At 60.5% G+C, this 24591-nt stretch carries 21 protein-coding genes; 10 read left to right on the forward strand and 11 right to left on the reverse strand.

Features of this window, described 5'->3' with window-relative positions; translation table 11 throughout:
• Positions 1–120 precede the first annotated feature (120 nt).
• Positions 121–1140, reverse strand: a complete 1020-nt coding sequence (locus F2P47_RS16690) for a hypothetical protein (RefSeq protein WP_152217525.1) — start codon at positions 1138–1140, stop codon at positions 121–123.
• On the opposite strand from F2P47_RS16690, the gene F2P47_RS16695 reads away from it, so the two are divergent.
• On the forward strand, positions 1111–1725 hold the full coding sequence (locus F2P47_RS16695) for a glycine zipper domain-containing protein (RefSeq protein WP_152217526.1): 615 nt from the start codon (positions 1111–1113) through the stop codon (positions 1723–1725). The genes F2P47_RS16690 and F2P47_RS16695 overlap by 30 nt on opposite strands.
• 65 nt (positions 1726–1790) lie before the next feature.
• Here F2P47_RS16695 and ilvD read toward each other — a convergent pair whose 3' ends face one another.
• Complete coding sequence (gene ilvD, locus F2P47_RS16700) at positions 1791–3647, reverse strand: dihydroxy-acid dehydratase (protein WP_152217527.1); 1857 nt, start codon at positions 3645–3647, stop codon at positions 1791–1793.
• 682 nt (positions 3648–4329) lie between these two features.
• Between ilvD and F2P47_RS16705 the strand changes: the two genes are divergently transcribed.
• The 3 genes from F2P47_RS16705 (at position 4330) to F2P47_RS16715 (ending at position 7262) form a co-directional block, all read left to right on the forward strand.
• Positions 4330–5430 (forward strand): polyamine ABC transporter substrate-binding protein, encoded by a 1101-nt coding sequence (locus F2P47_RS16705; protein WP_152217528.1) that lies wholly within the window; start codon positions 4330–4332, stop codon positions 5428–5430.
• A 105-nt stretch (positions 5431–5535) separates the two neighbouring features.
• Positions 5536–6456 (forward strand): ABC transporter permease subunit, encoded by a 921-nt coding sequence (locus F2P47_RS16710; RefSeq protein ID WP_246176939.1) that lies wholly within the window; start codon positions 5536–5538, stop codon positions 6454–6456.
• On the forward strand, positions 6453–7262 hold the full coding sequence (locus F2P47_RS16715; protein ID WP_152217530.1) for an ABC transporter permease subunit: 810 nt from the start codon (positions 6453–6455) through the stop codon (positions 7260–7262). Before F2P47_RS16710 ends, F2P47_RS16715 begins: the two co-directional genes overlap by 4 nt.
• Before the next feature lie 58 nt (positions 7263–7320).
• Here the strand turns inward: F2P47_RS16715 and F2P47_RS16720 are convergent, their stop codons facing one another.
• Positions 7321–8169, reverse strand: coding sequence for a metal-dependent hydrolase (locus tag F2P47_RS16720; protein WP_152217531.1), 849 nt, complete (start codon positions 8167–8169; stop codon positions 7321–7323).
• A gap of 330 nt (positions 8170–8499) precedes the next feature.
• A complete protein-coding gene (locus F2P47_RS16725) occupies positions 8500–10500 on the reverse strand; it encodes a DUF1302 domain-containing protein (protein ID WP_185681174.1) in 2001 nt (666 codons plus the stop codon).
• Between the two features lie 366 nt (positions 10501–10866).
• On the opposite strand from F2P47_RS16725, the gene F2P47_RS16730 reads away from it, so the two are divergent.
• The gene (locus F2P47_RS16730; protein WP_185681175.1) at positions 10867–11895 is read left to right on the forward strand and encodes an AraC family transcriptional regulator; all 1029 of its coding nucleotides are present in this window, start codon (positions 10867–10869) and stop codon (positions 11893–11895) included.
• Between the two features lie 77 nt (positions 11896–11972).
• Here F2P47_RS16730 and F2P47_RS16735 read toward each other — a convergent pair whose 3' ends face one another.
• Positions 11973–14030 (reverse strand): DUF1302 domain-containing protein, encoded by a 2058-nt coding sequence (locus F2P47_RS16735; protein WP_152217534.1) that lies wholly within the window; start codon positions 14028–14030, stop codon positions 11973–11975.
• Between the two features lie 188 nt (positions 14031–14218).
• On the opposite strand from F2P47_RS16735, the gene F2P47_RS16740 reads away from it, so the two are divergent.
• Both F2P47_RS16740 and F2P47_RS16745 read left to right on the forward strand, forming a co-directional pair.
• Positions 14219–15232: an AraC family transcriptional regulator gene (locus F2P47_RS16740; protein WP_152217535.1), complete on the forward strand. Its 1014-nt coding sequence runs from the start codon at positions 14219–14221 to the stop codon at positions 15230–15232.
• A 29-nt stretch (positions 15233–15261) separates the two neighbouring features.
• Entirely contained in the window at positions 15262–15711 is a 450-nt protein-coding gene (locus F2P47_RS16745) for a YaiI/YqxD family protein (protein ID WP_152217545.1), read from the forward strand.
• Here F2P47_RS16745 and F2P47_RS16750 read toward each other — a convergent pair whose 3' ends face one another.
• A complete protein-coding gene (locus tag F2P47_RS16750) occupies positions 15712–16476 on the reverse strand; it encodes a PDC sensor domain-containing protein (RefSeq protein ID WP_185681176.1) in 765 nt (254 codons plus the stop codon).
• A gap of 170 nt (positions 16477–16646) precedes the next feature.
• Between F2P47_RS16750 and F2P47_RS16755 the strand changes: the two genes are divergently transcribed.
• The gene (locus tag F2P47_RS16755; RefSeq protein WP_152217537.1) at positions 16647–17042 is read left to right on the forward strand and encodes a winged helix-turn-helix domain-containing protein; all 396 of its coding nucleotides are present in this window, start codon (positions 16647–16649) and stop codon (positions 17040–17042) included.
• Here F2P47_RS16755 and F2P47_RS16760 read toward each other — a convergent pair whose 3' ends face one another.
• Complete coding sequence (locus tag F2P47_RS16760) at positions 17043–17441, reverse strand: PaaI family thioesterase (RefSeq protein ID WP_152217538.1); 399 nt, start codon at positions 17439–17441, stop codon at positions 17043–17045.
• Positions 17442–17886: 445 nt separating this feature from the next.
• On the opposite strand from F2P47_RS16760, the gene F2P47_RS16765 reads away from it, so the two are divergent.
• Positions 17887–18426 carry a transposase gene (locus F2P47_RS16765; RefSeq protein WP_152217539.1) on the forward strand — a complete coding sequence of 180 codons (540 nt, stop codon included), beginning with the start codon at positions 17887–17889 and terminating at the stop codon, positions 18424–18426.
• Here F2P47_RS16765 and F2P47_RS16770 read toward each other — a convergent pair.
• The 3 genes from F2P47_RS16770 to F2P47_RS16780 form a co-directional block, all read right to left on the reverse strand.
• Positions 18423–18815: a response regulator gene (locus tag F2P47_RS16770; RefSeq protein ID WP_152217540.1), complete on the reverse strand. Its 393-nt coding sequence runs from the start codon at positions 18813–18815 to the stop codon at positions 18423–18425. The two genes, F2P47_RS16765 and F2P47_RS16770, sit on opposite strands and share 4 nt — an antisense overlap.
• A 135-nt stretch (positions 18816–18950) precedes the next feature.
• The gene (locus F2P47_RS16775; protein WP_152217541.1) at positions 18951–19490 is read right to left on the reverse strand and encodes a response regulator; all 540 of its coding nucleotides are present in this window, start codon (positions 19488–19490) and stop codon (positions 18951–18953) included.
• A 13-nt stretch (positions 19491–19503) separates the two neighbouring features.
• On the reverse strand, positions 19504–21261 hold the full coding sequence (locus tag F2P47_RS16780) for a TadG family pilus assembly protein (RefSeq protein WP_152217542.1): 1758 nt from the start codon (positions 21259–21261) through the stop codon (positions 19504–19506).
• Positions 21262–21779: 518 nt separating this feature from the next.
• Here F2P47_RS16780 and F2P47_RS16785 point away from each other — a divergent pair.
• Positions 21780–22583, forward strand: coding sequence for a hypothetical protein (locus F2P47_RS16785; protein WP_152217543.1), 804 nt, complete (start codon positions 21780–21782; stop codon positions 22581–22583).
• Positions 22584–22700: 117 nt separating this feature from the next.
• Here F2P47_RS16785 and F2P47_RS16790 read toward each other — a convergent pair whose 3' ends face one another.
• On the reverse strand, positions 22701–24371 hold the full coding sequence (locus F2P47_RS16790; RefSeq protein WP_185681177.1) for a ShlB/FhaC/HecB family hemolysin secretion/activation protein: 1671 nt from the start codon (positions 24369–24371) through the stop codon (positions 22701–22703).
• Between the last annotated feature and the right edge of the window lie 220 nt (positions 24372–24591).

The raw sequence follows: 24591 nt of genomic DNA on the forward strand, positions 1-24591 counted from the left end.
ACGGGGACTCTTGGTGCGGTGCGAAAGCTGGCGAATACAGTCTAGCGTAGCATAGGAAATATATCGCCTTGCCATTGCCTGGATGGTGACGCGACGGCTTAAAAATGGTTCATCCTGCGTTCAGCCGCCGCATGGAAATGTGGTGACCATGGCAGGTACTTTGCCTGTGAATGAATATGGAGGCACCCTATGGTGCGCATTGGAAAGACGTCGGTTCGGATTGCGCTTGCGACCATGGTCAGCGTCGCCGCACTGAGTGCTTATTCGGGCCTTGCCCAGGCAGAAGACTGGCAGCATCGTAAAGACCAGAGCGGTGACCAGCAGCAGGAACAGTCGAAGGACCAGCAGCGGCGCGACCAGCGACAGCGGGAGCAAAGGCAGGAACAGGATCGACAGCGCCAGCAGCAGGACCGGCAGCGGCAGTTCGATCAGCAGCGCCAGCAGCAGGACCGGCAGCGGCAGTTCGATCAGCAGCGCCAGCAGCAGGACCGGCAGCGGCAGTTCGATCAGCAGCGCCAGCAGCAGGACCGGCAGCGGCAGTTCGATCAGCAGCGCCAGCAGCAGGACCGGCAGCGGCAGTTCGATCAGCAGCGCCAGCAGCAGGACCGGCAGCGGCAGTTCGATCAGCAGCGTCAGCAGCAGGACCGGCAGCGTCAGTTCGATCAGCAGCGTCAGCAGCAGGACCGGCAGCGTCAGTTCGATCAGCAGCGCCAGCAGCAGGATCGGCAGCGTCAGTTCGATCAGCAGCATCAGCAGCAGGATCGGCAGCGTCAGTTCGATCAGCAGCGTCAGCAGCAGGACGGGCAACGCCAGTTCGATCAACAGCGCCAGCAGCAGGACCGGCAGCGCCAGTTCGACCAGCAGCAGCAGCAGCAGCAGCAGCAGGACAGGCAACGTCAGTTTGACCAGCGGCGCCCGGACCAGAGGCGTCCGGACGAGGCCCACAGGCCCGGCGACCGCGACCAGCGGCGTGGAGACCAGCAGCCGGGTCGCGACTGGCGTTCGCAGCAGGAATCGCGTTTCGAGCATGATCGTGACGAGCGCCGCGTTCGGGCGCGTCGCGAGCAGGAGGAGCGTTGGGGCGATCTGCGCGAGCGCAACTGGTCGCGCGTGCGCGAGTGGGGGCCGGGATTCCAGCACCGCGAATATTACCGTGGACCGGACTGGGATGACTGGCGCCGGCGGCATTATGCACCGCGTCCGCGCTACGACTGGTATCACGACCGCTATTCGCGTCCGTGGTTCGACTATGGTTCGGTTGGCTATCTTTCGATCTTCATGCCGACCTACGTCATTCCTTATGACGCCTACGACACCTATGGCTCCAGCTACTACGGCCCGGTCGGCTGCAATCGTGATGTTGTCGGTGCGGTGCTCGGCGGCGCCGCCGGCGCTTTGATCGGGTCGAGCCATCACGGCGGAGCTGGTGCGACGATCGGCGGTGCAATTGTCGGCGCCATTCTCGGCGGCGCGCTGGGGCAGGCGATCGACATGAGCGATCAGGCTTGTTACGGGCAGGTGCTTGAATATGTGCCGAACAACCAGCCCGTTTATTGGGAAAACAACGGTGCGCAATATCAGGTGACGCCGCTGCGGACTTATCGCGACGATGAGGGTCTCTACTGCCGCGAATACCAGACGGAGATCTATATCGACGGCTATCCGCAGCAGGCTTACGGCAAGGCCTGCCGCCAGCCGGATGGTTCATGGCAGATGTCGGATTGATCTCGCGACAAACGAAAGGCCGGCGCTGCGAAAGCAACGCCGGCCTTTTTCATGCGTGCGAGGCGTCAGTTCTCGCGCTTGCCCGTAATGCGCGTCACGTCGCGAACGGCGCCGCGCGCGGCGCTGGTGGTCATGGCGGCGTAGGCCTGGAGTGCGGGCGACACGCGGCGCTTGCGCTTTTCCTTCGGGTGCCAGCCATTGTTTTCGGCCAATTCGCGGCGAGCGGCGAGTTCCGCATCGTCCACGGCGAGGTGGATCGAGCGGTTCGGGATGTCGATCTCGATGCGGTCGCCGGTTTCGACGAGGCCGATCGTGCCGCCTTCCGCCGCTTCCGGCGAGACGTGGCCGATGGAGAGGCCGGAGGTGCCGCCCGAGAAGCGCCCGTCTGTGACGAGGGCGCAGGCTTTGCCAAGGCCTTTCGACTTGATGTAGCTCGTCGGGTAAAGCATTTCCTGCATGCCGGGTCCGCCACGCGGGCCTTCATAGCGAATGACGACGACTTCGCCGGCCTTCACCTCGCCGGTGAGAATGCCGGAGACGGCCGAGTCCTGACTCTCATAAACGCGCGCCGTGCCGGAGAAGACGAGGATCGACTCATCGACGCCTGCCGTCTTCACGATGCAGCCATGCTCCGCGAGATTGCCATAGAGAACGGCGAGGCCGCCATCCTTGCTGTACGCATGTGCCGCGTCGCGGATGACGCCGTTCTCGCGGTCGAGATCGAGATCGGCGAAGCGGCGCGACGTCGAGAAGGCCTCCGTGGTGCGGACGCCGCCGGGCGCCGCGCGGAAGAACTCATGCGCGTGGTTGTTCTTCGTGATGCCGATGTCCCAATGGTCGATCGCTTCGCCAAGGCTCGGGCTGTGGACCGTGGAGACATTGCGATGGATGAGGCCGGCGCGGTCGAGCTCGCCGAGGATCGCGAAGATGCCGCCGGCGCGATGCACGTCCTCCATGTGGACGTCGTTGCGGGCGGGCGCGACCTTGCAGACGTTCGGCACCTTGCGCGACAGGTGGTCGATGTCGCGCATGGTGAAATCGACTTCGCCCTCATGTGCTGCGGCGAGGAGATGCAGCACCGTGTTGGTGGAGCCGCCCATGGCGATGTCGAGCGACATGGCGTTCTGGAAGGCTTCGAAGGTCGCGATGTTGCGCGGCAGAACGCTCGCATCGTCGGTCTCATAATAGCGGCGCGTGATCTCGACGATGAGGCGGCCTGCTTCGAGGAAAAGGCCCTTGCGGTCGGCATGGGTCGCCAGCGTCGAGCCGTTGCCGGGTAGCGAAAGGCCGAGTGCCTCGGTGAGGCAATTCATGGAGTTGGCAGTGAACATGCCGGAGCAGGAGCCGCAGGTCGGACACGCCGACCGCTCGATCTCGGCGACCTGATTGTCCGACACTCTGTCGTCGGCGGCTGCGATCATGGCGTCGATGAGGTCGATGGCGCGTTCCTCGTCGTCCCATTTCACCTTGCCGGCTTCCATCGGGCCGCCGGAAACGAAGACGACCGGGATGTTGAGGCGCATGGCAGCCATCAGCATGCCGGGCGTGATCTTGTCGCAATTGGAGATACAGACCAGCGCGTCGGCGCAATGGGCGTTAACCATGTATTCGACGCTGTCGGCAATGAGGTCGCGCGAGGGCAGGCTGTAAAGCATGCCGTCGTGACCCATGGCGATGCCGTCATCGACCGCGATGGTGTTGAATTCCTTGGCGACGCCGCCCGCCTTTTCGATCTCGCGGGCGACCAGCTGACCGAGATCCTTCAGATGCACATGCCCCGGCACGAACTGCGTGAAAGAGTTCGCGATGGCGATGATCGGCTTTCCGAAATCGCTGTCATTCATGCCGGTGGCGCGCCAGAGGCCGCGGGCGCCTGCCATGTTGCGGCCGTGGGTCGATGTGCGTGAGCGATAGGGGGGCACTGCCTTGTCCTTTCGAGTGGAACGGGTCGCATGGGAGCGGGGCCTGTGCCCCTTATATGGGTATGGCCAAGGCTCCCGTCGCCGGGTTTGGGCGTCTTTTTATCCGCGCAAGCCAGCGGATACAAATAGCACGAACGACGCGCCGCGGCCGGCCGGAATGCCGCTGACTACAGCGAGGTCTTTTGATTGGTCAAACTCGTCCTGCGAGCCATTCGCAGGACGAGCTGCTTTTCGTGTTAATTATCGCGATTCGTCATGTCGTATTGCTTCGCCTTTCAGCGCGCGCCGCGCCATCCAACATTACAATCGAGTAAGAAATTTACGGCCGCCCAATTTGTCCTCATGCGTTCCATCTGCGGAAGCTCACTAAATTTGCAGACTCGGTAAGGCGCGACGACGATTTCACTCGGCCACCAAAGCATTTGACGGCGCTGATGGCGGCGTGTGCCTTGTCGGCAAGCGGCGGTGACCATTTGCTGGGCAACCCGTCCGCCGGGCCTATTCCGCGTGACTTCACGTAAATGACAGATGAATGGAAATTTGAGGGGTGAAGCGCGTCCGGAATGGCGCTAGCATCTTTGAGGTGGCTGCGATGTGGCGGGGGGAGTTCCGCTGCCGCGCTGCTCCTTCCTCGGGCATGCAATGGCCCAAGCTTCAAAACGAAGCCAACAGGAGCTTCTTCATGATTGGAAAAATCGGGACAGGACTTGTTGCGTTTGCGATCGCCGGGATGATCTCGGTCGGCGCTCACGCAGAAGAAAAAGTCCTCAACATCTACAACTGGTCCGACTACATCGCGAAGGACACGGTTGCGAAGTTTGAGAAACAGACCGGTATCAAAGTCCGCTACGACGTTTACGACGGCAATGAGACGCTTGAGGCGAAACTGCTCGCCGGGCACTCCGGTTACGACATCGTCGTGCCGACGGCCTTTCCGTTCCTGGATCGCCAGGTGAAGGCCGGCGTCTACATGAAGCTCGATAAGAGCAAGATCCCGAACTACAAGAACCTCGATCCCGCTCTGATGAAGCAGGTCGCGGCAGCTGACCCGGGCAATGAGCATGCCGTCATCTGGCTCTGGGGTACGACCGGCCTCGGCTACAACGTCAAGGCGATCGAGAAGCGTATTCCGAACGCGCCTGTCGATTCTCTCGACCTGATCTTCAAGCCGGAGAATGCGAAGAAGCTCAAGGATTGCGGCATCACAATGCTGGACAGCCCGACGGACATCATTCCGATCGCGCTCAACTATCTCCACATCGATCCGAACTCGCAGAAGCCCGAGGACCTCGAGAAGGCCAAGGCGCTGCTGATGAGCATCCGTCCCTACGTGAAGTACTTCCACTCGTCGCAGTACATCAACGACCTCGCCAATGGCGACATCTGCCTGTCGCTCGGCTGGTCGGGTGACATTCTGCAGGCCGCCGCGCGCGCTGCGGAAGCAAAGAACGGTGTCGAGGTGAAGTACTCGATCCCGAAGGAAGGCACGATGGTGTGGTTCGACAACATGGCGATTCCCGCCGACGCGCCGCATCCGGAATATGCCTATCAGTGGATCAACTTCATCCTGCAGCCGGAGATCGAGGCGGCGAACTCGAACTACGTCTCCTATGCCAATCCGGTTCCGGCATCGAAGGCCATGATCGATGCCGCGATCAAGGACGATCCGAACATCTATCCGCCGGAAGATGTGATGAAGAAGCTCTTCGCTGTGCCGACGAAGTCGGAAAAGTTCAACAGGCTTCAGACGCGAGCCTGGACAACGATCCGCACCGGCCAGTAACAATACGACAGACCCCGGCCACCAGGCCGGGGTCTCTTTCTTTCGGTATATCTTCAGCCAGCATGCTGTTTCGGGGGTGATATGGCGGACGGGCGAACTTCCAGCTTGTCGGATCGGGTATGGGCGGGACTTGGCCGCATCGGGATCACCGGCAAGCGCGTCGTGATCGGCATTCCGCTGATCTGGCTCACCATCTTCTTCATTCTGCCTTTTCTGATCGTTTTGAAGATCAGCTTCTCGACGCAGATCATCGGCATTCCGCCCTTTACCGATCTATTCGACTGGAGCGGGGGCGGGATAGTCCCGAAGCTGCAGATCGACTGGTCGAATTACAGCTACCTTTTTGAGGATCCGCTCTACATCGTCGCCTATTTCAACTCGGTCAAGATCGCTTTCTTCTCGACCTGCATCTGCACGCTGATCGCCTATCCGGTCGCTTATGGCGTTGCGCGGGTGCCCGAGACATGGCGCAACCCGCTGCTCCTGCTCATCGTGCTGCCGTTCTGGACCTCGCTGTTGCTGCGCGTCTATGCCTGGATCGGCCTTCTCAAGAATAACGGCATTATCAACAATTTCCTGATCTCGCTCGGCGTCATCAGCGAGCCGTTGCCGATGATGAACAATGCCTTCTCCGTCTATGTCGGCATCGTCTATTCCTATCTGCCTTTCATGCTGCTGCCGCTTTACGCCACACTGTCGCGCCTCGATTTCACGCTGCTCGAGGCTGCGGCCGATCTTGGGGCATCGAGGACGCGAGCCTTCGTCACGGTGACCTTGCCGCTCTCGATACCGGGCGTCATTGCGGGCGCCATGCTTGTCTTCATTCCCGCCATCGGCGAATTCGTGATCCCCTCGCTGCTCGGCGGCCCGGCGACGACCATGATCGGTCGCGTCATCTGGGACGAGTTCTTTGAAAATCAGGCCTGGCCCGTCGCTTCCGCCGTGGCGATCGCGCTCATGCTGTTCCTCGTCGTGCCCATCATGATCTTCCAATACTACCAGACGCGTTCGGAGGCTCAGCCATGAAGATCACCGGCCTTTCGCCCTTCGTGTTCGCCTGCATGATCCTTGGCTTTGTTTTTCTCTATGCGCCGATCGTCATGCTCATCATCTATTCCTTCAACGCCTCGCGGCTCGTCACCGTTTGGGCCGGGTTCTCGACCCACTGGTATGGCGAGCTTCTGCATGACCAGCAGATATTGACCGCCGCCTTTCTGAGTTTCCGCATCGCCTTCATGAACGGCGTTCTGTCCGTCATCATCGGCACCATGGCAGCTTTCGCACTTGTGCGTTTCGGCCGCTTCTGGGGCCGCTCGGTGATGATCCAGTCGATCTCGTCGCGCCTCGTCCTGCCGGATGTGATCCTGGGCCTGTCGATCCTGCTGCTTTTCGTTTCGTCGCGCAGTCTCATCGGCTGGCCGGACCAGCGCGGTGTACTGACGATCCTGATCTCGCATGTGACCTTCTCGTCGGCCTACGTCGCCATCGTTGTGCAGTCGCGACTTGCGGGGCTTGACCGGACATTCGAGGAGGCGGCATTCGATCTCGGCGCGCCGCCCTTCGCGGTCTTCCGCACGATCACCCTGCCGCTCATTGCGCCCTCCCTTGTCGCGGGCTTCCTGCTCGCCTTCATCCTCTCCTTCGACGATCTCGTCATTGCGAGCTTCGCCTCGGGCCCCAGCGCGACAACGCTGCCCATGGTCATCTTCTCCAAGGTGAGGCTTGGCATTTCGCCGGAGATCAATGCGCTGGCGACGATCATCGTCGTCGTCGTTGCGCTGGGCGTCGCCTTCGCAGGCAATATGCTCCAGCGCCAGAACGCGCAACGCTAGAGCGGGGCCACGGAATGAGAGCGCTCGTCCCGTAATCGACATAGGCTGGGCGGATGCGCTATTCGGCGGGAGCGCTCTGGAGTTCGAGCGAGCGCATGACAGTCGCGACAACCGCCCTGTTGTCATGGTCCCAGGGGTGGAAGTCGCGGCGAAAGAAGTCGCGCCAGGGGCGGCCGAGGCCGTAGAGCGGGCTCTCCTTGCTGCGCAGAAATTTGAGCCCGCCGAGCCAGAGCTTCACCTTTGAGCCCTTGTAGTCCTTCAGCATCAGCCGCATGTGGCGGATACCGTCGAGGAAGAACTGGACGGTGACAATGAGCATCAGCCGCCGACGCAAGCCTACTGTTCCGCCCACGGCCCGATAGACATCGAAGGCGACCGCTTTGTGCTCGCTCTCCTCGATCGCATGCCAGCGCCAGAGTCTTGCCATTTCCGGCTTCGCACCGTCGAAGGTCTCAGGCCGCCGCAACACCGCATCGGCGAGGATCGCCGTCCAGTGCTCATAGGCGACCGTCGCGCCGAGATGGACGATGGGCGGCATGTGCTTTTGCGCGAGTGCGATCCTTTTGCGGATAGGCGCTTCGAGCTTTTCCAACGAATAGCCGCGACTGGCGCAGAGCGCCTCGTTGTATTTCTGATGTTCGCGGCGGTGGATGGATTCCTGTGCGGTGAAGCCGCGCACATGCGCGTTGAGTACCGGATCGCTGATCTTGTCGCGATAGTGCTTTACGCTGTCGATGAAGTGCTGCTCACCGACCGGAAACATGATCGAGAGCGCATTGTAAAAAGCGGTGCGGAATGGATCGCCGCCATGCCAGTCGGTCGCGAGCGCCTTTTCCACATTGAAGTTGATGTTGCGCGCTTCTATCGCAACATCATCGGGCGTGTGGGAAAGTTTCGTATCGGTCATGGCGGGCCTCTGGATCGGTGTTTTGATGGTTGATATCTAGAAGGGCTGCTGCTGTATTTGGAGGGCATTTCCGGTCAAACAGGGGGGCCGAAGCGGCCAAGTTCTGGTTCCACGTGAGAAAGGCAGTTGCTGTTTCAACAGCTGCCCACTGCAGAGTATGTCTGCGCTCGGCCGGATCCCTTGCAGGCGACTTACAGAGAAGAATGGGCCCGGCCGGTGGGGGCGCCGGCCGGGCCATGACAGACGACTTACGCTTGGTCGGCGCTAGAAAGCGTATGACGTCGCCATCGAGACAAATGCCTTGTTCTATATGCGGGCCGGAATCGGTGCTCAGAAGGTGAAAGAGAAGGAGGCGCTGGCGAAATCCTTATCCGCCATCGCATTTCTGTAGCGATTGCCGAAGCTCGACGCGTAATCGAAGCTGAGCTTGTAGGTCGACTGGTAGTCGAAATCGACGCCGAGACCGACGGTCTTCACGCCTTCGACGAAGCCGGGGCCGATCGGACCAGCCGAGTAGCCCTTCACGTCATGCGCGAAGAATATGCGAGGCGTCGCCGTTACGGCAGTGTCCATGAAGCTGTGGTACTGCATCATCGCCATCAGGCGATAACCCCAGGAGAAAGTCGTCGCATATTGCGGCGCAATGGTGCAGGGGCCGGTGATATGGCAAGGATCGCCGAAGTTTGCAGCCATGCCCGCATTTGCGTTCGCCAGACCCGAGCGCGGAATCATGAAGTGATTGTTGTTGGCATCCGGCAGATACTGGAGACCAGCATTCATGACGAGGATCAGAAGATCGCCATGCGCCGCTTCCACCAGCCAGTTTGAAGGCGTGAATGTGCTGAGTGTATAGCCCTGCGCATGGAGAGCCCGTGTCCGCATATAGCCGGGAATTACATCGCCGGGATTGACGTGCGGGCCGTCATAGTAAGATGTTTCGCCGGGGGCGGGCGTAAAGCCGAAATTGCCGACGTCGACACCCTGCAGATAGGTCGTGTCGAGCTGGAAGGGCATGTTGCTGTAGTAGGCAACTTCACCGGAAAGGGCTGTGCCGTTCATCACGTCAGCAAGCGTCGTATTGAAGCTTGCGCCGAAAACATGAATATTCTCCGGGTACTGAGCGACAAGCGTCTTTCCGCTGTCACGAGCGGCCTGACCGAAGAGCGCGGCGCAGAGCGGAATTGGCTGGCCACCTTCGTCCGGAGAGACGATCGGAAGAGGAGTCGTGCAGATGGACGAACTGAGCATTCCGGGGATCGCCGAAAGCGCAGCCAGGGCCGTGTAGCCGAGGCCCGACAATTTGTCCGCGGTAAAGGTGCCGATCGGCAGCTTGTCGTGGAAATTGACGAAATAGGTGGCGAGTTCCGTGCCGTCGTTGAGCCAATCGGCCATATACCGGAGTGCAGCGCCCCACTGGCCTTGCTCGCGCGCGTTTTGCGACGCAGCCCGCGGAATGAAGAGGGCATCGTTAAGGTTGGTTGTGCTGCGCGGCGTCCCGTCGGGATTGGTGTAGAATTCGCCGTTGCTCAGCGCGTAGGCGCAGCCGTCGGCAAGTGCGTCGCTTGGCGCGAAGAAAGTCCCGCAAGGCGGCAGCGGGGACTTGTCCCATTCGAGAATGTACATGCCCTCGAAGGTAAAGTTTGCCGGAAGGCCAAGACTTACATAGGCGGTGTTCTGGGGCAGGAACACTTCCTTGAGTTCGGTGCCCGGCTTCGTGTAGGCGGCGACATCGAGCGGTAGGTAAGACGAGATGCCTCCGGGGATGAAGGTGCTTTCGCCCCAGTTCACCGCCTGGCGGCCCAGGCGCACGTTGAGCGGCAGATCGTCAAAGACGGTGAAGTTGCCATAGGCAAAGGCGTCCAGCAGTTTGAGTTGCCGCAACTCGCGGTTATAGGCGTCATCGCCCCTGTAGTAGTCCTGCATCGGGCGCCGTTGGTCGCTCGGTGCATGCACTGGTCCATAGCTCCCGCTACCGTCGCCGAGCTTGTAGGCCGCGGGATCCCAAAAGGCCTTGGCGCGCACGAAGGCGCCGTAGTTCTGCCACTTGGCGCCCAGTTCCGAGATGATCTTCAGCGGCGCGGCGATGAGCTCGCCGCGTTCGACATTGACATCGCCATCGTCGGAATTGACGTCCCAGTGCGCGCCATTCGAGCTGGCGCAGCCGCCATTATAGACCGAGATGTGATCGCACGATTGAGCGGAGGTACGGATGCTTGCAGATGCGGAGACGGTGTTGTCAAAGGTGAAGTCAACGCCGCCGAAGTGATATTCCTCGGCGAGCGCCGGCGTCGCCAGAAGTGCGACGCCTAGAAATAGAAGTTGAGGCCTCAACCACCTCTTAAATCGATCAACGCCGAACCGCATGTCTCGTCCCTCCGCGATTTATGTGCATTTTCGCGCCCGCGCTGCCGATCTTTTTTTTGGCGTTCTCTGCATCAAGACAAACGTCCGCATGCCAACAGTGGCGGGCGACACATTTCAGAAATATTTTCCAGTGAGGTGGAGGTCAGATGTGGCCAATGCGGAGGTCCGATGTGGACGGCGCATCAAAGTCGAAACGCGCGACAATTTTTTACAAAAGTGCAACCAGTGCCCCGGCGGCGTGCATGTACATTTCTTCAGGTGGCGCCGACGGCGCATGAGGAGGGAGCCGGGCGAAATGTCGCGCGGCCGGATGGGGGCGCTTGTGGACGTATAATGAAAGTCCAGACCGCTTACATATTCGCGCTTGCCCGCGCGCTTCGTGAGAGCGGGGTAGCACTCTCAAGCTTGGGGCATACGGATAGGCCGCTCGACGAGAACGAGTTCTATCGGCTTTGCGGCGAGGCGGTGATGCATGCGCAGGATGCGACGCTCGCCCTGCGGTTCGGGTCGTCCCTGCATGTCGCCTCCCATGGCGTCCTCGGCTGCGGTCTGATGAGTTGCTCCACGCTTCGCCAGGCTGCGGAGTTTCTGGTGCAGCATAATCCGGTGCGTTCAGCGCGGGCCCATATCCGGTTTATGGTCGACCAACGCGAGGCGACGCTCGCCATGACCCCCGCCATCGACATGGTCGACCCGACGAACTTTTTGACGGAGGCATTTTTTGCGGCTGCTGTAACGGCCATATCCGAACTCGTCGGCGCCGATCTCGATGGATGCAGGATCGAGTTTTCATTCGAGCCGCGATTACCGGTTGACGTCTATCGACAATACCTGCGCATGCCTGTTGCCTTTGGCAAGGCCGCCAACCGTCTTGTCGGGCCGCGCAGCATGGCCGATGCGCCGCTGGCCGCCGCGCAAAATGTGGCGGCAGAGATATATGTCAGGCAATGCGGCGAGTTGCTGCGAATGCGGCATGTGGCACTGAGCTATGCGTCCGAGGTGCGTCGTGTCTTGATGAGCGCAAGGGGACGCATTCCGAGCGAATATGACGTGGCGCGGGAACTCAATGTGAGTGGCAGGACGCTGCGCCGCCGGCTTCTATGCGAGGGCCATTCCTTTCAGGACATCCTGGACGATGTGAGGAACAATCTGGCCAAGACCTATCTCGGACAGACCGGGCTCAACGTCGCGGAGGTTGGCGTTCTGCTCGGCTTTGAAGACGCAGCCAATTTTCGCCGGGCTTTCCGGCGCTGGAACGGCTGTTCGCCTCAGCATTTCCGGGAGGTGGCAGGAGGGAGTATCCGACTGTCTGATGCTCGGGCTTTAGTTGCAAAGGGCAGCAGATCGCAGGTCTTGCGCTGATCGCGCTACCGAAAAAGATGCCCGGCTGGCGAGGAGACCAGCCGGGCCTGAGGGACGACTTACGCTCGAGTCAGCGGTTAAAAAGCGTATGACGCCGTCAAAGAGACAAAGTCCTTGTCGTAATTCGCATTGCGATAGGGATTGCCCATATAGGTTGTGTAGGAGAGCCCGAGGTTGTAGCGGCTCTGATATTTCGCATCGATGCCGAGGGTGAGCGACTTGGTACCCTCGACGAAGCCCGGGCCGATGGGGCCGGCCGAATAGCCGGACACGTCGTGATACCAGATGATTTTCGGTGCGAGGGTCCAGGCTGTTCCGAAGGCGCTGTCGAAGTTTTCGAAGCCGTAGAGCCGGTATCCCCACGAGAAGGCGGAGGCATATTGCGCCTGAATGTGGCAGGTGCCCGCCGCAATGCAGGGGTCGCCCACGGCCGCCGCCAACCCGGAATTCGCATGCGTTGCAAACGACATGGGAATGGCAAAGCGGTTCCCGTCGGCATCGGGCAGATACTGGAAGCCGAAATTCGAGACGAGCGCCATAAGGTCGCCACCCGTCATGTTCACGAACCAGTTCGATGGCGTGAGCGTTGAGAGCGTGTAGATCTGCCCGACCATCGCCTTGGTGCGTCGATAGCCCTGAATAACCTGGCCGGGGGCGACCATTGGGCCGGTATAGATCGGTGCTTCGCCCGGCTGGGCCTCGAACCCGGCGTTAACCGCGTCCACGCCCTGAAGCTCGGTGATATCGACCTGAAAAGGCATGTTGCTGTAATAGGCGAGTTCGCCGGAAAGGGCGGTGCCATCGCCAATGATCGGGATGGTCGTGTTGAAGCTCGCGCCCAGCATGTGGATGTTTTCCGGGTACTGAGCGAGGACAGTCTTGTTGCTTAGCATCGCGGCGGCTCCCATGTACGCCTGGCAGGCGGTGATGGGCTGTCCAACCGGATCTATAAAGGCCGGCGTCGCGCAGTCTGGACTGTTCAGGTTATGGTTGTAGGCGTCGAGTACGAAGACGTCGAGGCCCTCAGCTGTGTCGGCCGTGAACGTCGCGATCGGCAGCTTGGAGTGAAAATTTACGAAGTAGAGGCCCATTTCGGTGCCGTCATTCAGCCAGTCGGCATAATACCGTGTGGCCATGCCCCATTGTCCGCTATTGCGGGCTTCCTGCGAGGGGGATCTGTGAACGAGAACCGCAAGGGAGTTGAACTCGGGAGTGAAGGGAAAGAGCGGTACCGGGCCCTTGCTGCCATCGGCATTTGAGTAGTATTCCCCGCGCAACATTCCGTAGGCGCAGCCATCGCCCAGCGTGTCGCTCACCCCAAACAGACTGCCGCAGGCCGGCAGCACGGACTTCTCCCATTCCATGATATACATGGCTTCAAAGGTGAAGTTGTTGGGCAAACCGAGGCTCATATAGGCCGTGTTCTGCGGCAGGAACACTTCCTTAAGCTCCGTGCCCGGCTGATAGAGCGCGCTGACGTCAATGGGCAGAAATGAAGAGATTCCGCCCTGAATGAATGTGCTCTCGCCCCAGTTGACCGCCTGCCGTCCGACGCGGACGTTGAGCGGAAGGTCGCCGAGATCGAAGTTACCATATGCGTAAGCGTCGAGGAGTTTCAGGCCGCGAAGCTGACGCATATAGGCATCGTCGCCGCGCAGCGCGTCTTTGAGAGGGCGACGCTGAGGAGGTGCCTCGGGTGCACCAAGGTAAGCGTTCGCGAGCGGGCCGTAATTGCCGTCCCCGTCTCCCAGATTGCGGGCCACGGGATCGTAGTAAGCCTTGCCGCGGACGAAGAGTCCGTAGTTCTGATATTTGGCGTCGAGTTCCGAGACGACCTTGATCGGGGCGGAGAAAAGCTCCCCTCGCTCGACGTTGACGTCGCCGTCGTCATTGTTAACGTCTGCGGTTCGGCCTGCGGAGTCCGTGCAGCCCTTGTTGTAAATTGAAATATGAGTGCAATTCTGCGCCGCAACGCGCATACCGGCAGAAGCAGAGATTGTCGTATCGATATGAGCCTCAATCTCCCCGAACTTCAGTTCGACGGCGAAAGCGGGCGTCGCCGCGAAAATGGCGACGATTGCAGCAGCTACCGGGCCCCGATACCGAAGTATCGGAGAAACTATGTTGAAAGACATGATGCCCCCCTCTTTCCCCTGACGGAGTTTCTGACTAGTTTGGCGTTTCCTCACGCAGTTTTTGCAAAGCGCTGGCCCCTCCCTGATGCGATGGCCTCCCTGCTCAACAGCGCTATGTCTTTTCGAATAGGTGCGCTTTCGTATAAAGGTCACAAGCGGTCAACCAGAGGGTCACTTTCGGTCACAAAATGCGTATTGAACCTGCTTATGTTTCGGCCTTTGCAAATGCGATACGCGAGTGTGGTTACGACCCCGCGCAGTTCGGGCTGAAACGCGAGGCCATTGTCGACGAGGACGAGATTTTCGATCTGTTTGTCCGTGTTCTGGCTGTGGTTGAAGACCCGACGATCGGGCTTCGTCTTGGTACGGCACTTCACATAGGGACGCATGGCGTGCTGGGGCACGCGCTCATGAGCTGCCGGACGCTTCGGCAGGCGGCAGAGATCCTCGTTCGCCATAACCCTTTGCGTAGCCGTCGCGGCAGCGTCAGCCTTGCACTCACGCCCGATCATGCGATTCTGACCTTCACGCCGCCATTTCATGTTCCGGGCGCGCCCTGGTTCCTGCCAGAGGTGTTTCTTGCCGCGGGTGCGGCGGTGATTCGGCAGCTCTCGGGAACTGATCTTTCGAGCTGCAGTCTCGAATTCACACATCTTCCGCATATGGACGAGGAAAAATATCAGGAGATTCTCGGCCTGCCGGTTTTCTTCGGGCGAACGCAGAATCGGTTCATCGGGCCGCGGCCGGCAGTCGATTTTCCTCTGCCGACCGCGAATGATGCCGTCGCCGAGATGTACTTGCGGCAATGCAACAAGCTCCTGCGTGAGATGGACGCCGCGAGTGGCAGCGCCTCGGAGGTGCGTCACGTTCTTCTCAGTTCGCGTGGACGATTTCCCTCCGCCAGGGAGGTTGCCTCATCGCTCAACATGAGCGAGCGCACGCTGCGGCGGCGGCTCGATGAGGAGGCGACGTCGTTCATGCAGATCGTGGACGATGTGCGCAATCACCTTGCCAAGCAGTATCTGAACGAGACGAAGCTCACCATTGCCGAGGTGGGCGAGCTTCTCGGCTTCGACGATGCTGCCAATTTCCGCCGCGCGTTCAAGCGCTGGAATGGATATCCGCCGCGAAGCATGCGAGAAGCGGATCAGCCGGATGCGCCTGAAGACGCCGCCGAAGCCGCGGCCAAGGCCGCCGATTGACACCCGGAGCTATCTTGTCCGAATCCGCTATGCTTGAAATTTATGTCGATGCCGATGCTTGCCCGGTGAAGGATGAGGTTGTGCGCGTTGCAGAGCGCCACGGATTGCCGGTTTATATCGTCAGCAATAGTGGCATGCGGCCAAGTGGGCATCCGCTGGTGCGGCCCGTGGTGGTGGCCGAAGGGCCGGACGCGGCAGATGACTGGATCGTGGAGCACATCGCGCCCGGCGATATTTGCGTAACCTCCGATATTCCGCTTGCCGCGCGCTGTCTCAAGCAGGGGGGACAGGCGCTTCGGCCCGATGGCAGCCTCTTCACGGAGCAGAGCATCGGAATGGCGCTCGCCATGCGAGATCTGATGAAGAACCTGCGTGAGGCAGGCGACGTCAAGGGCAACAATGCGGCCTTCGGGAAGGCTGACCGCTCGCGCTTCCTGCGGGAGCTTGAGCAACTGATTCAGGCCGCGCGACGCCGTTGATCAGCGGTCCTCCCGGGCGAGGACGAAGTGCCAGCCGAGAACTCCTGATGTTTCGAAAAGCGCCGTCCTTTTCTGTCCCCTGAATTCGTAGGAGACGGAGCCGCTAGGCGCTTTCAGGATGGTGTTGACGGCCGCCCCGAGCGACGGGGCGCCCATGTCGGAGGGAAACTCGAACATGCGCTCTGGATCCTTGTGGATGGCCGTCCGTCCGTCGGCGTCGAGCGCATAGAAAATGAGATTGTCGGGCATGTGGGTCTTCTCAGCTACCATTGCCGCGAGAAGGCGCGCCCGGATGGAGACGCCGATGGCGGCGACGACCTTGCCGTCCCTGACCACAGGCGCAGCGACGATGATAGAGCGATGTCCGGTCGATTTGCTGATGACGAGTGTGCCTTCCACAGACTTATCTGCCAGCAACGCCGGGAAATAGGCGCGATCCTTCAGGCTCTCCTTGCTGAGATCGCCATCGACTGTGTAGTAGTGCCCATCCGGCATGGCATACCAGACAGCGGCTTCGGTCGTGACATCCCGCGCGAGCGACGCCAGCGCGGGCTTGATCCTTGCCCAATCGGCGCTTTGCGCGTCGGCTGTCGCGGCAAGGGCGCGCTCGGCAGCGAGTACACCGGAGAGGTGGTCTTCCGTCAGGGCGCGATAGGCGCTGAGCGCCACGCGCTCGTCGGCGGTGCAGTCGTCAGACGCCGCCAGGGCAGGGTTCACGGTCGCGGCAAAAAGCGCAAGCGCGGCAAGAAAGGATTTGATCATCATTGTTTCTCTCGTGTCGGAACGGAAGAAGACTGGCCTGTAAGGCGCCGGACTGGCCATGACCTTGATCAAAACGAGACAGGTAATCGACGCCCCGTGAGGCGCTCTCATCACCTAAACTTGCAACCTTCCGGCGGGCGGGCATCATGGACGCAGGTGAGTCGGGGGGGATCATGCCGCGCAAGAGCAACGCAACACGGGCGGGAACGAAACAGTCGCTGCCGAAGGATGCAAGGCTGACGCTTCGGCTCGACTTTGAGGATATCGGTCGCCTCGGCCCCGGCAAGGTGCGGCTCCTCGAGTTGCTTGACGAACACGGATCGATCAGTGCAGCGGGGCGCGCCATGGACATGTCCTATCGCCGCGCCTGGCAGCTCATCGATGAACTCAACCGCACCTTCACCGACGATCTCGTGAAGACGCAGCAGGGCGGTGTGCGTGGCGGCGGGGCCGTTCTGACTCAGACGGGCAAGGATATTCTCCACGCCTATCGCGCGATCGAGAAGAAGGCCCTGAAGGCAGCCGCCGCTGAAATTGCGGTCATCGCAAGGGCGCTCGCCAAACCCTGATCAGAGCACCATTTGCGTCTGGGTCACGATAGCGGCGAGCTTTCCATCGCCGCGCGTGATGCGCGTTTGCCAGACCATGAGCTTGCGTCCGCGATGAACCGGCGTGCACTGGGCAAGCGCCGTGTCCCCCAGCGGAACAGCGCTCAGGAAATTCGTCTTGCTTTCGATTGTCGTGGTCGAGGCGCTCGCGTCGAGGTTGAGGAAGGTCGCCATGCCGCCCAGCGTATCGGCGAGTGCCATGATCGCGCCGCCATGAAGAATGTCAGGGATGGTGCAGTGCTCCTTGCGGACGGCAAGCTTTGCCTCCACGCAATCCGGTGAAGCGGAGACAAGTTCGACTCCCATGAGGCTGGCAAAGGGCAGGGCATTTTGCCGAAGGATATCAAGTGCTTCCGTCATCAAAATCCTCGTTTCTCACATTGAGACCGACGCGCAAAGTATCGGCGGTGCGGGTGTCGCAGAAGGGCCATGTCCGAAGTTGGGGTGGAGCCAATCGGCGGTCTTGCGATCACACAACTCGACGCAATTCCCAATGACGTGGGCCGGCTGCGAACGGACACTCGGGACGTTAGTGGGTGCAACCTGAGTAATCGCTTCGGGTCGTCGGCAGCGCTGGCGGCACAACCCAATTGGAAGGCGGCATCTCGGTAAAACGAGTGCCCCCCAAGCTCTGTCCGCAGAGCCGAGACGCCGTCTTCCAACCTGGGACAATCATTGTGCCACTCCTGGGGAGTTGGTGCCGCAATTCGATCGTCCCCGTTTCCGTGGAACGCTTTGGCTGTTCTTGCGTTTGGTCATACAGGGTTCCAGGGGGCGCTTTTATCCATAAGACGGGACGACTCCTATGTCGGAACAGATTTCTTCTACGACGGCCTTTCCCGCAAACCTGAACGGGGTGTTCGACCGCGTCCGACAATCTCCGACCATCGGAGAAATCTTCGAATCCGAGGAACTGTCGCGCTCTCTGGTGGAGGCTGCGCGGTGGCCTCAGGGGCCCGAATGTCCGAGCTGCAAATCTGTGGGGGCCGCCTGCAAGCTGACGACGCGGCCGGGGCTCTGGACCTGCAAGGCGTGCCGCCGCTGCCAGTATAGCGCGACGTCCGGGACGCCGCTGCATGGAACGCGGGTGACGATCGCGGCCTGGTTGGTCCTCTTCCATGCGTTTGAGGTTCGCAAGCAGCGGCTGAGCGTTTCGCAGGTGAGCCACAAGCTCAATGTCTCGTACCTCACCGCAAAGAGCATGCTCCAGCGGCTTGATCAGCTGAAGACCGAGATGCCGGAGATGGCGGACCGGCTGAGGTCGCAACTGATCGATCTGTCGGGCAGGCGCGAAGGTGTGATGCCGGCGATGGCAAGAATGGGTTCCGTCGTCACGGGCGCCTAGGCGGCGTCGCCGGGCTCCGCTTCGCTCTGGCCGCAGACGGGCCGCAAGAAGCTCATCAGTTTGGGAAGCTCAATGGGCTTCGCGAAGACATTGACTGCGCCGCATTCTGTATCCTGCGCGTATTGAAACGCTCCCGCATCGGCTGTCATCAGTATGATGACAGCGCGATGATCGAGGTTGCGGATCGCATCGGCGACGCGCACGCCGTCCCAGCCGGGCATGTTGACATCGAGCATGATGACGCGCGGTCGGTGTTTTGTCATTTGCTCGAGGGCATGAAAGCCATCATTCGCTGTGACGACATCGAAGCCGGCGCGGTTGAGATACTCGCTGATCTCCGAGAGTTGGTCTGGATCATCGTCGGCGATAAGAAGACATGAGCGCATCATAGGGCCCGATTGGTATTTGGTCGCGATGCCTCATGAGGCGCCGACCGCATTTAACGGCGGGTAAAAGGGGCGCGCTGGAAGGTGGGCGAACTCGACGTTGATTTGTGGGATTTTGTCGAGCGCTTCGATTTCCGCTCAGCGAGGCTTGATCATCAATTCCAGCTGCGAGAGACGGAATGGCTTGCGCAATACGCCGCGCAAACGAATGCCATAAGCTTCGGCAAGAGCAGATGCGCTGGCAATCAGCGTAGGATGAGCGGCCGAGATCAGGATGACATCAAGCTCATTCTTGCGGTCGTAAGTCTTCAGCGCCCGGAGCGCTTCGATGCCGTCGAAATCGGGTATATGGAGATCGAGCAGCAACATTTCGGGCGCGAAATCGGAGACCATCGCTGAAAAATCGGCCTGACGGACGCAAGCTTCGACGCTATATCCCTGACGATGTAGCGCTTCCGCGCATTCCTCGGAGAAGGATTCATCATCATCATAGATAAGCGCTCGCCTTGCGTTGGAAAGGTGCTCGCTTGCGGGCAAAGCATTCGTCACGGTGTGGGGATCATAGTCGGTGTTGTTGATCATGACAGTGCCTCGGTTCTGGACTGCCACTATCCTGTGGGAGAGATGACGCCAATGCTCGCGCAAAAACGTCCAATTGTGTGAGCATTCGTAACTCATCCGAGAGCGGATTTCATCCGACGAGGACTGGAACCCCGCATTTCACACCTGTCACCGACATGTCCATGGTGCCGAGCCCGAGGCCGAGCGTGGTCAGCAGGCTGTTGATCGGCGCGTCGAGGGTCGACAAGACCGAGACGAGCGTGCTGGTGATCCCCGAGAGCAGCAGGTCGAGCAAGCCGAGACTGACGGTACCGAGAAGCGTCACGCTGGTATGGAGAGCGCCGGGCGCATTTTCCGCGATGAGCCTTCCATCGTTGCCGGTTGGTACTGTCTGGATCGTACTGGACTGGATGTCGTTGTCGGAGAAGGTGTGATCCTCCGGCCCGTGCGAGGCGACGCTCGCAGAGCCGGTGGCGTCGATCCTTGCGATAGGAAGTCCAAGCAACGTCACGTTGGCGACGGTGGCGGGCGTAACGGTGGGCGATGATGTAAAGTTCGCAAGGTCGCCGTCGGCGACAGTCCCGTATTTCAGCGAGACGGCCCCGCTCGTGCCCGTCAGCGTCACCATCTCGGGGCTGGTACAGGGGATGGCTTTGATGGCCGCGGTGCCTTGCGCCGCCTCGATATAAAGTGGCAGATCGATATTCGTTGCGGTGATCGTGCTCAGAAGCAGCGTAGAGGACGTATCTAACAACTGAACATCGGCGGCGAGACGGACCTGCGCGGTGTTGATCGACGTACCGACGCCGCCTGTTGCCGATTGAATACCTTCGCCAACCGCGAGCTTGAGCTTTATAGTTGTTCCGGTAATGGGAACAGTGAGTGTTGTGCCGAGGTTGATGACCTTTCCCGCGCCGCGCGCGCGCGCGGTTGCCGCGACGAGACCGTAAACATTGATTTCGGGGCTATCGCCTCCGCCGCCGAGTGTGCCGACCGTTCGGTCGATGATATCCGGTACGCTGACGAGTTGCGAAATCTTGACCGAGCCATTGAGAGGCAGCTGGTTGAGAAGAAGCTTGAGGGCCGAGATTGCGCTTGAGACGCTGCCGCTTGCGAGTGTGCCGGACGAGTTCTGGAGCACATTGAGGCCGGCATTCAAAATTTGTCCCACGGTTGCATCGGTGTTCAGCAGATCGCCATAAGTGCTGGTGGATGAGAGGCCAACCTGCGTTGCCAGTGCATCGAGAAATGAAAGAGCGCTGATATTGGCGCCGAGAAGGCCGTTATAATCGACAGCCGAGAGAGAGACCGTCGTTCCGAGGAGCCCGCCAAGCAGTGCGTTGGCGATACCATCCTGAAGCTGCGCGAGGCGCGTTCCGGCCTGAAAAGTTGCAGTCGCTTTACGCATGGCAGTCGATTCTGCCGTGACGGTGATAGCGTTCGACCACCCCAACGCGCGCGCGAAATAGGTAGGCGCCTTCGCCGATGTTCTTACTTTGATGGCATTTGGATTTGGCGCGTTCTCCTGAAAGCGGTCGGATGCAGCTTTTGTTTCGTCCGGTGAATACACACCGGGGGTGGCAGAGACGAGAGTGGTAGCCACGTAGCCGTTTTCACTGAGGACTGAATCAATGGCGGTTGAAGCGGCCATCTGTGTCGCCGCCGTTGCGTCGAGATGCTGCGCGGCTGAAAGTGCCGCGGCATCGGTCACCGTCTGCAATGAGCGTCGCGCATAAAGAATAGAGCCCGCATCAATGACGACGGCGGCAATGGCAAGCACGAGGAAGATCGTTCCCGCAGCGATGATCGATATGGCGCCGCGCTCATCGCGTCGAAATCCCGCAAATGCTGCGAGTAAGGGCCAAAGTCCATATGTGCGTCGAGCCATGTCTATTGCCTCCGTCAGTTCGATGATCTGCTGAACTGCGTCTCAAGTGAAGAGCGCCGACGTTTACGGATTCGTTAAAGCGCGGGTTCGGGCGGCATGTACAAAGGGTTCGATCACACATCTGCACAGATCAATACACCGATCACGGATTGGCAGGCCTACAAAGCGAACAGAGTCGGATCGATGGATGGTTTGATGAGTTTCAGCTTGGCAGGAGAATTGTCGTGATCAGGAAGGTTCTACTCGTATCCACCGCATGTGTTATGCTGGCGGCCTGCTCGAGCGATAAAATTTCTCTGGCATCGGAGGCTGGTGGCGGAGGATCGTCTGGTCAACCGGGCAGCAACGGCTCCAATGGGTCCAACGGCTCGAATGGCTCGAATGGCTCGAATGGCAGTGACGGCGGTGTTCTTGGTTCCGGTGGAATGCTGAGCAGCGGCCTTGGAGTGACCGGAAGCGGCGGTGCGCTTTCCAATACTCTTGGGACAGATCTCCTGGGTGGCACAGTTGACGGGGCCTTGGGTAGCAACAACGCGATCAGCCAGATTCTCGGCGGCGGTTCGGGCGACGGCTCGGGCGGCCTCGTGCCGCAACTTGCGGCGGCGGTTGCCGGCGATCCCAATGCGACCGTGCTCGGCGAGGGCCTCGGCATCGGCGGTCCCAATGGTCTGATCGCCGATTTGACGGGGGCGGATATCGGCGGTGCCGTGCTTGGGACGCAGGGCGTGATTCCCGTCGGTCTCGCTGGGGGTAATGATGGACTTCTTGGTACGCTCCTGGGTGGTCCCCTTGGCGGTGCGCCGCTGGCACCAGTCGTTCAGGCTCTGCCGACGTCCACGCTGACCGGCGCATTGGCACAAGTTCCTCAGCTCGGTGTGACGGGGGACGGCGGTGTCGTGGACGCGCTTCTGGGTGTGGATCTCGTTGGCAATCTGGTAGGCACGAGCGGTGGCGTGACGTCGGTTCTCGCCGGCGGCAGCAGTGGGGTGATCGGCGGTCAGATTCCCGCTGGACCGGCACCGCTCGAACCGGTCGGTGCGGCTGTGGTCGGTCTGCTCGACGTCGTTGCGGGCAACGCCTCGAGTCCTCTCGCCAATGTCACCTCGGCTCTGCCGGAGGGCTCTCTCCCGTTGGGGGACTCTGCTGTCGGGAGCTTGCTTGGAACAGTGTCGGGAGCGAGCGGTGGCGCGACGAGCTCGCCCGTCTCTGGCGCTCTCGCGCCGGTCACCAGCGCGGTCTCAACGGTCGTCGCGCCGGCTTCCGGCACCCTTGGCAGTGTGCCGGTGGTGGGCGGCCTCGTGACGGGACTTCTCGGCAAATAACAAATGGGCGCACCGCCGTCCAGCGCGCCCATGAGAAGCATCTCGCGAAATGCAAAGGCCCGAACCCAGGTTCGGGCCTTTTTTCTGGGCTGCTCCGGGGCGGGAGGTCGGCCTTCGTCAGAGAGTGAGTTCCAGCGAGAGATAAAGCCGCGGATCCTTGTTGCCTCGGGAGGCGACGGGGCGGTTCAACGGCTTGTCGACTTCGACGCCCATGGCGAGCCATTGGCGGTTTGAGACCGTAACGCCGATACCCGTCGAGACGAGACGCGCGTTGCCTTGGCCGTCGACCGGCTTGTTATAGACCTGCGAATGGTCGAGGAATGTGTAGGGGGTGATCGACCAGCCACCGAGGATGTCGGTGTCGAGCCTATACTGTGCCTGCAACGAGGTGCCGTAACCGCTGTCACCGGACACCTCCGATGTGTCGTAGCCGCGGCCGAAATGCGCGCCGCCGAAGGCGATTTCTTCCGAGCTGTAGAGCGAGTCCGGGCTGTACTGGCCATCCACGCCCGCGTTCAGGCCGAACTTCGGCGTCACCGCATAGGCGAGATTGGCTGAAGCATGCGCTTTGAAGAACCAGGGTGTCGCGCCGAGCCGCGAATGCGGCCGATTGTCCGGCCCGCCGCCGAGGATTCCGAGACCCTGCGTGACCCGGACACTGGATTTCAGCGCCACCGTATCGCTCAGTCGGCCCGCATAGGCGCCATCGACATAGCAGGCGCGGACGGCGTCCTGAGTGAGACGCTGGCCGTTCAGATCGTCATAAGCCTCAATCGCGTAACCGCCGACCGCTCCGTTGAGGTTGTGGCGTAGAGAGCGGATGAAGGGGTAGCTCAGAGCTGCATCGACTTCGCTGCTGCGGCTCGTCAGATCGTAGATGGGCGGGAGATGGCTTGCCTTTGAACGCGCGAAGGAGCCGCCGACTGTTGTTCGCAAGCCGCTCGAGCCAACGAAAGTTGAATAAGCGAGACGAAAATATTGCTGATCGGCGATACTGGGTGTCGCCAATGTGGTCAGCGAAAGCTGTTCGCCGTCACCCAGCACATCGTTCAGGGAGGCGGTCAAATAGGTCTGGAAGGGCGAGCTGTCAAGATTGGCGCGGTTGTCGACCGTGGTGTCGAGCGTAAACGGACGATGCTCAACCGTGAGATCAAGCGTCGCTGCGCCGGTGTAGATGTTCATGCCGGACAATTGTCCACCGACCTTGACGCCTGGAATATCGCTCATCAGCAACAAAAATCGTTCGAGCGTCGCTGTGGTGAGAGGCCTTTCCTTTGAAATGCGCTGGCTGAAGGTGTCGATGCTGCGTCGCGCAGCTTCGCTCTCGGTCTTGATCCGGATGTCGCCGATATAACCTTCGACGACACGGATGATGAGCGTCCCGCCTTGCACAACCTGCGGCGGAACGAAAGCGCGGCCCAGCGCATAGCCCTCGGCCTCATAGAGCTTGTTGATGCGGTCGAGTGCGGACTGCAGTTCACGGGCCGTTATCGGCTTGTTCAGGATGCCGTTGAATTGCCGGGCTAACCGGTCCTCGTCGACGACAGCCGCGCCGACGATGCGGACGCGCGCCACCCGAAAGTTGAGCACCCTGGTGGCGCCGTCGGGCAGACCAAGATGTTCCTGGAGCTTTGGTATCTCGCGACGGGGCAGTTCGGGTGAGGGAGCCGGGGGCGCGAGAATCGTTCCCGCGGAGGGCGTGTTGATGGCGATAGGTGCCGCAAACGCCGAAGTGGCGGCAAAGACCAGGCCCGATGTCGCCGTCAGCAGTTGTTTTCCGATCTTCATTTTTTGTCCTCCGCTGATCCCATCGTCATTACGGCGACTGACCATGCATTCGCTGGTTGCTTGAGCGAATGGTACAGGCGGAGAACTCCGCATAATGATGAGTCCTGTGTTCAATTTGAGTAACACGGCGGACAACATTAAATGTAAGCGGTGTTTTGCCCCCACATTACCTCTGGCGTCGTGATCTGCGATCACCTTTTGATGGAAGATTGCAGGGAGT

Origin of the sequence: Parvibaculum sedimenti, assembly GCF_009184905.1 — a bacterium.
Lineage (GTDB): Bacteria > Pseudomonadota > Alphaproteobacteria > Parvibaculales > Parvibaculaceae > Parvibaculum > Parvibaculum sedimenti.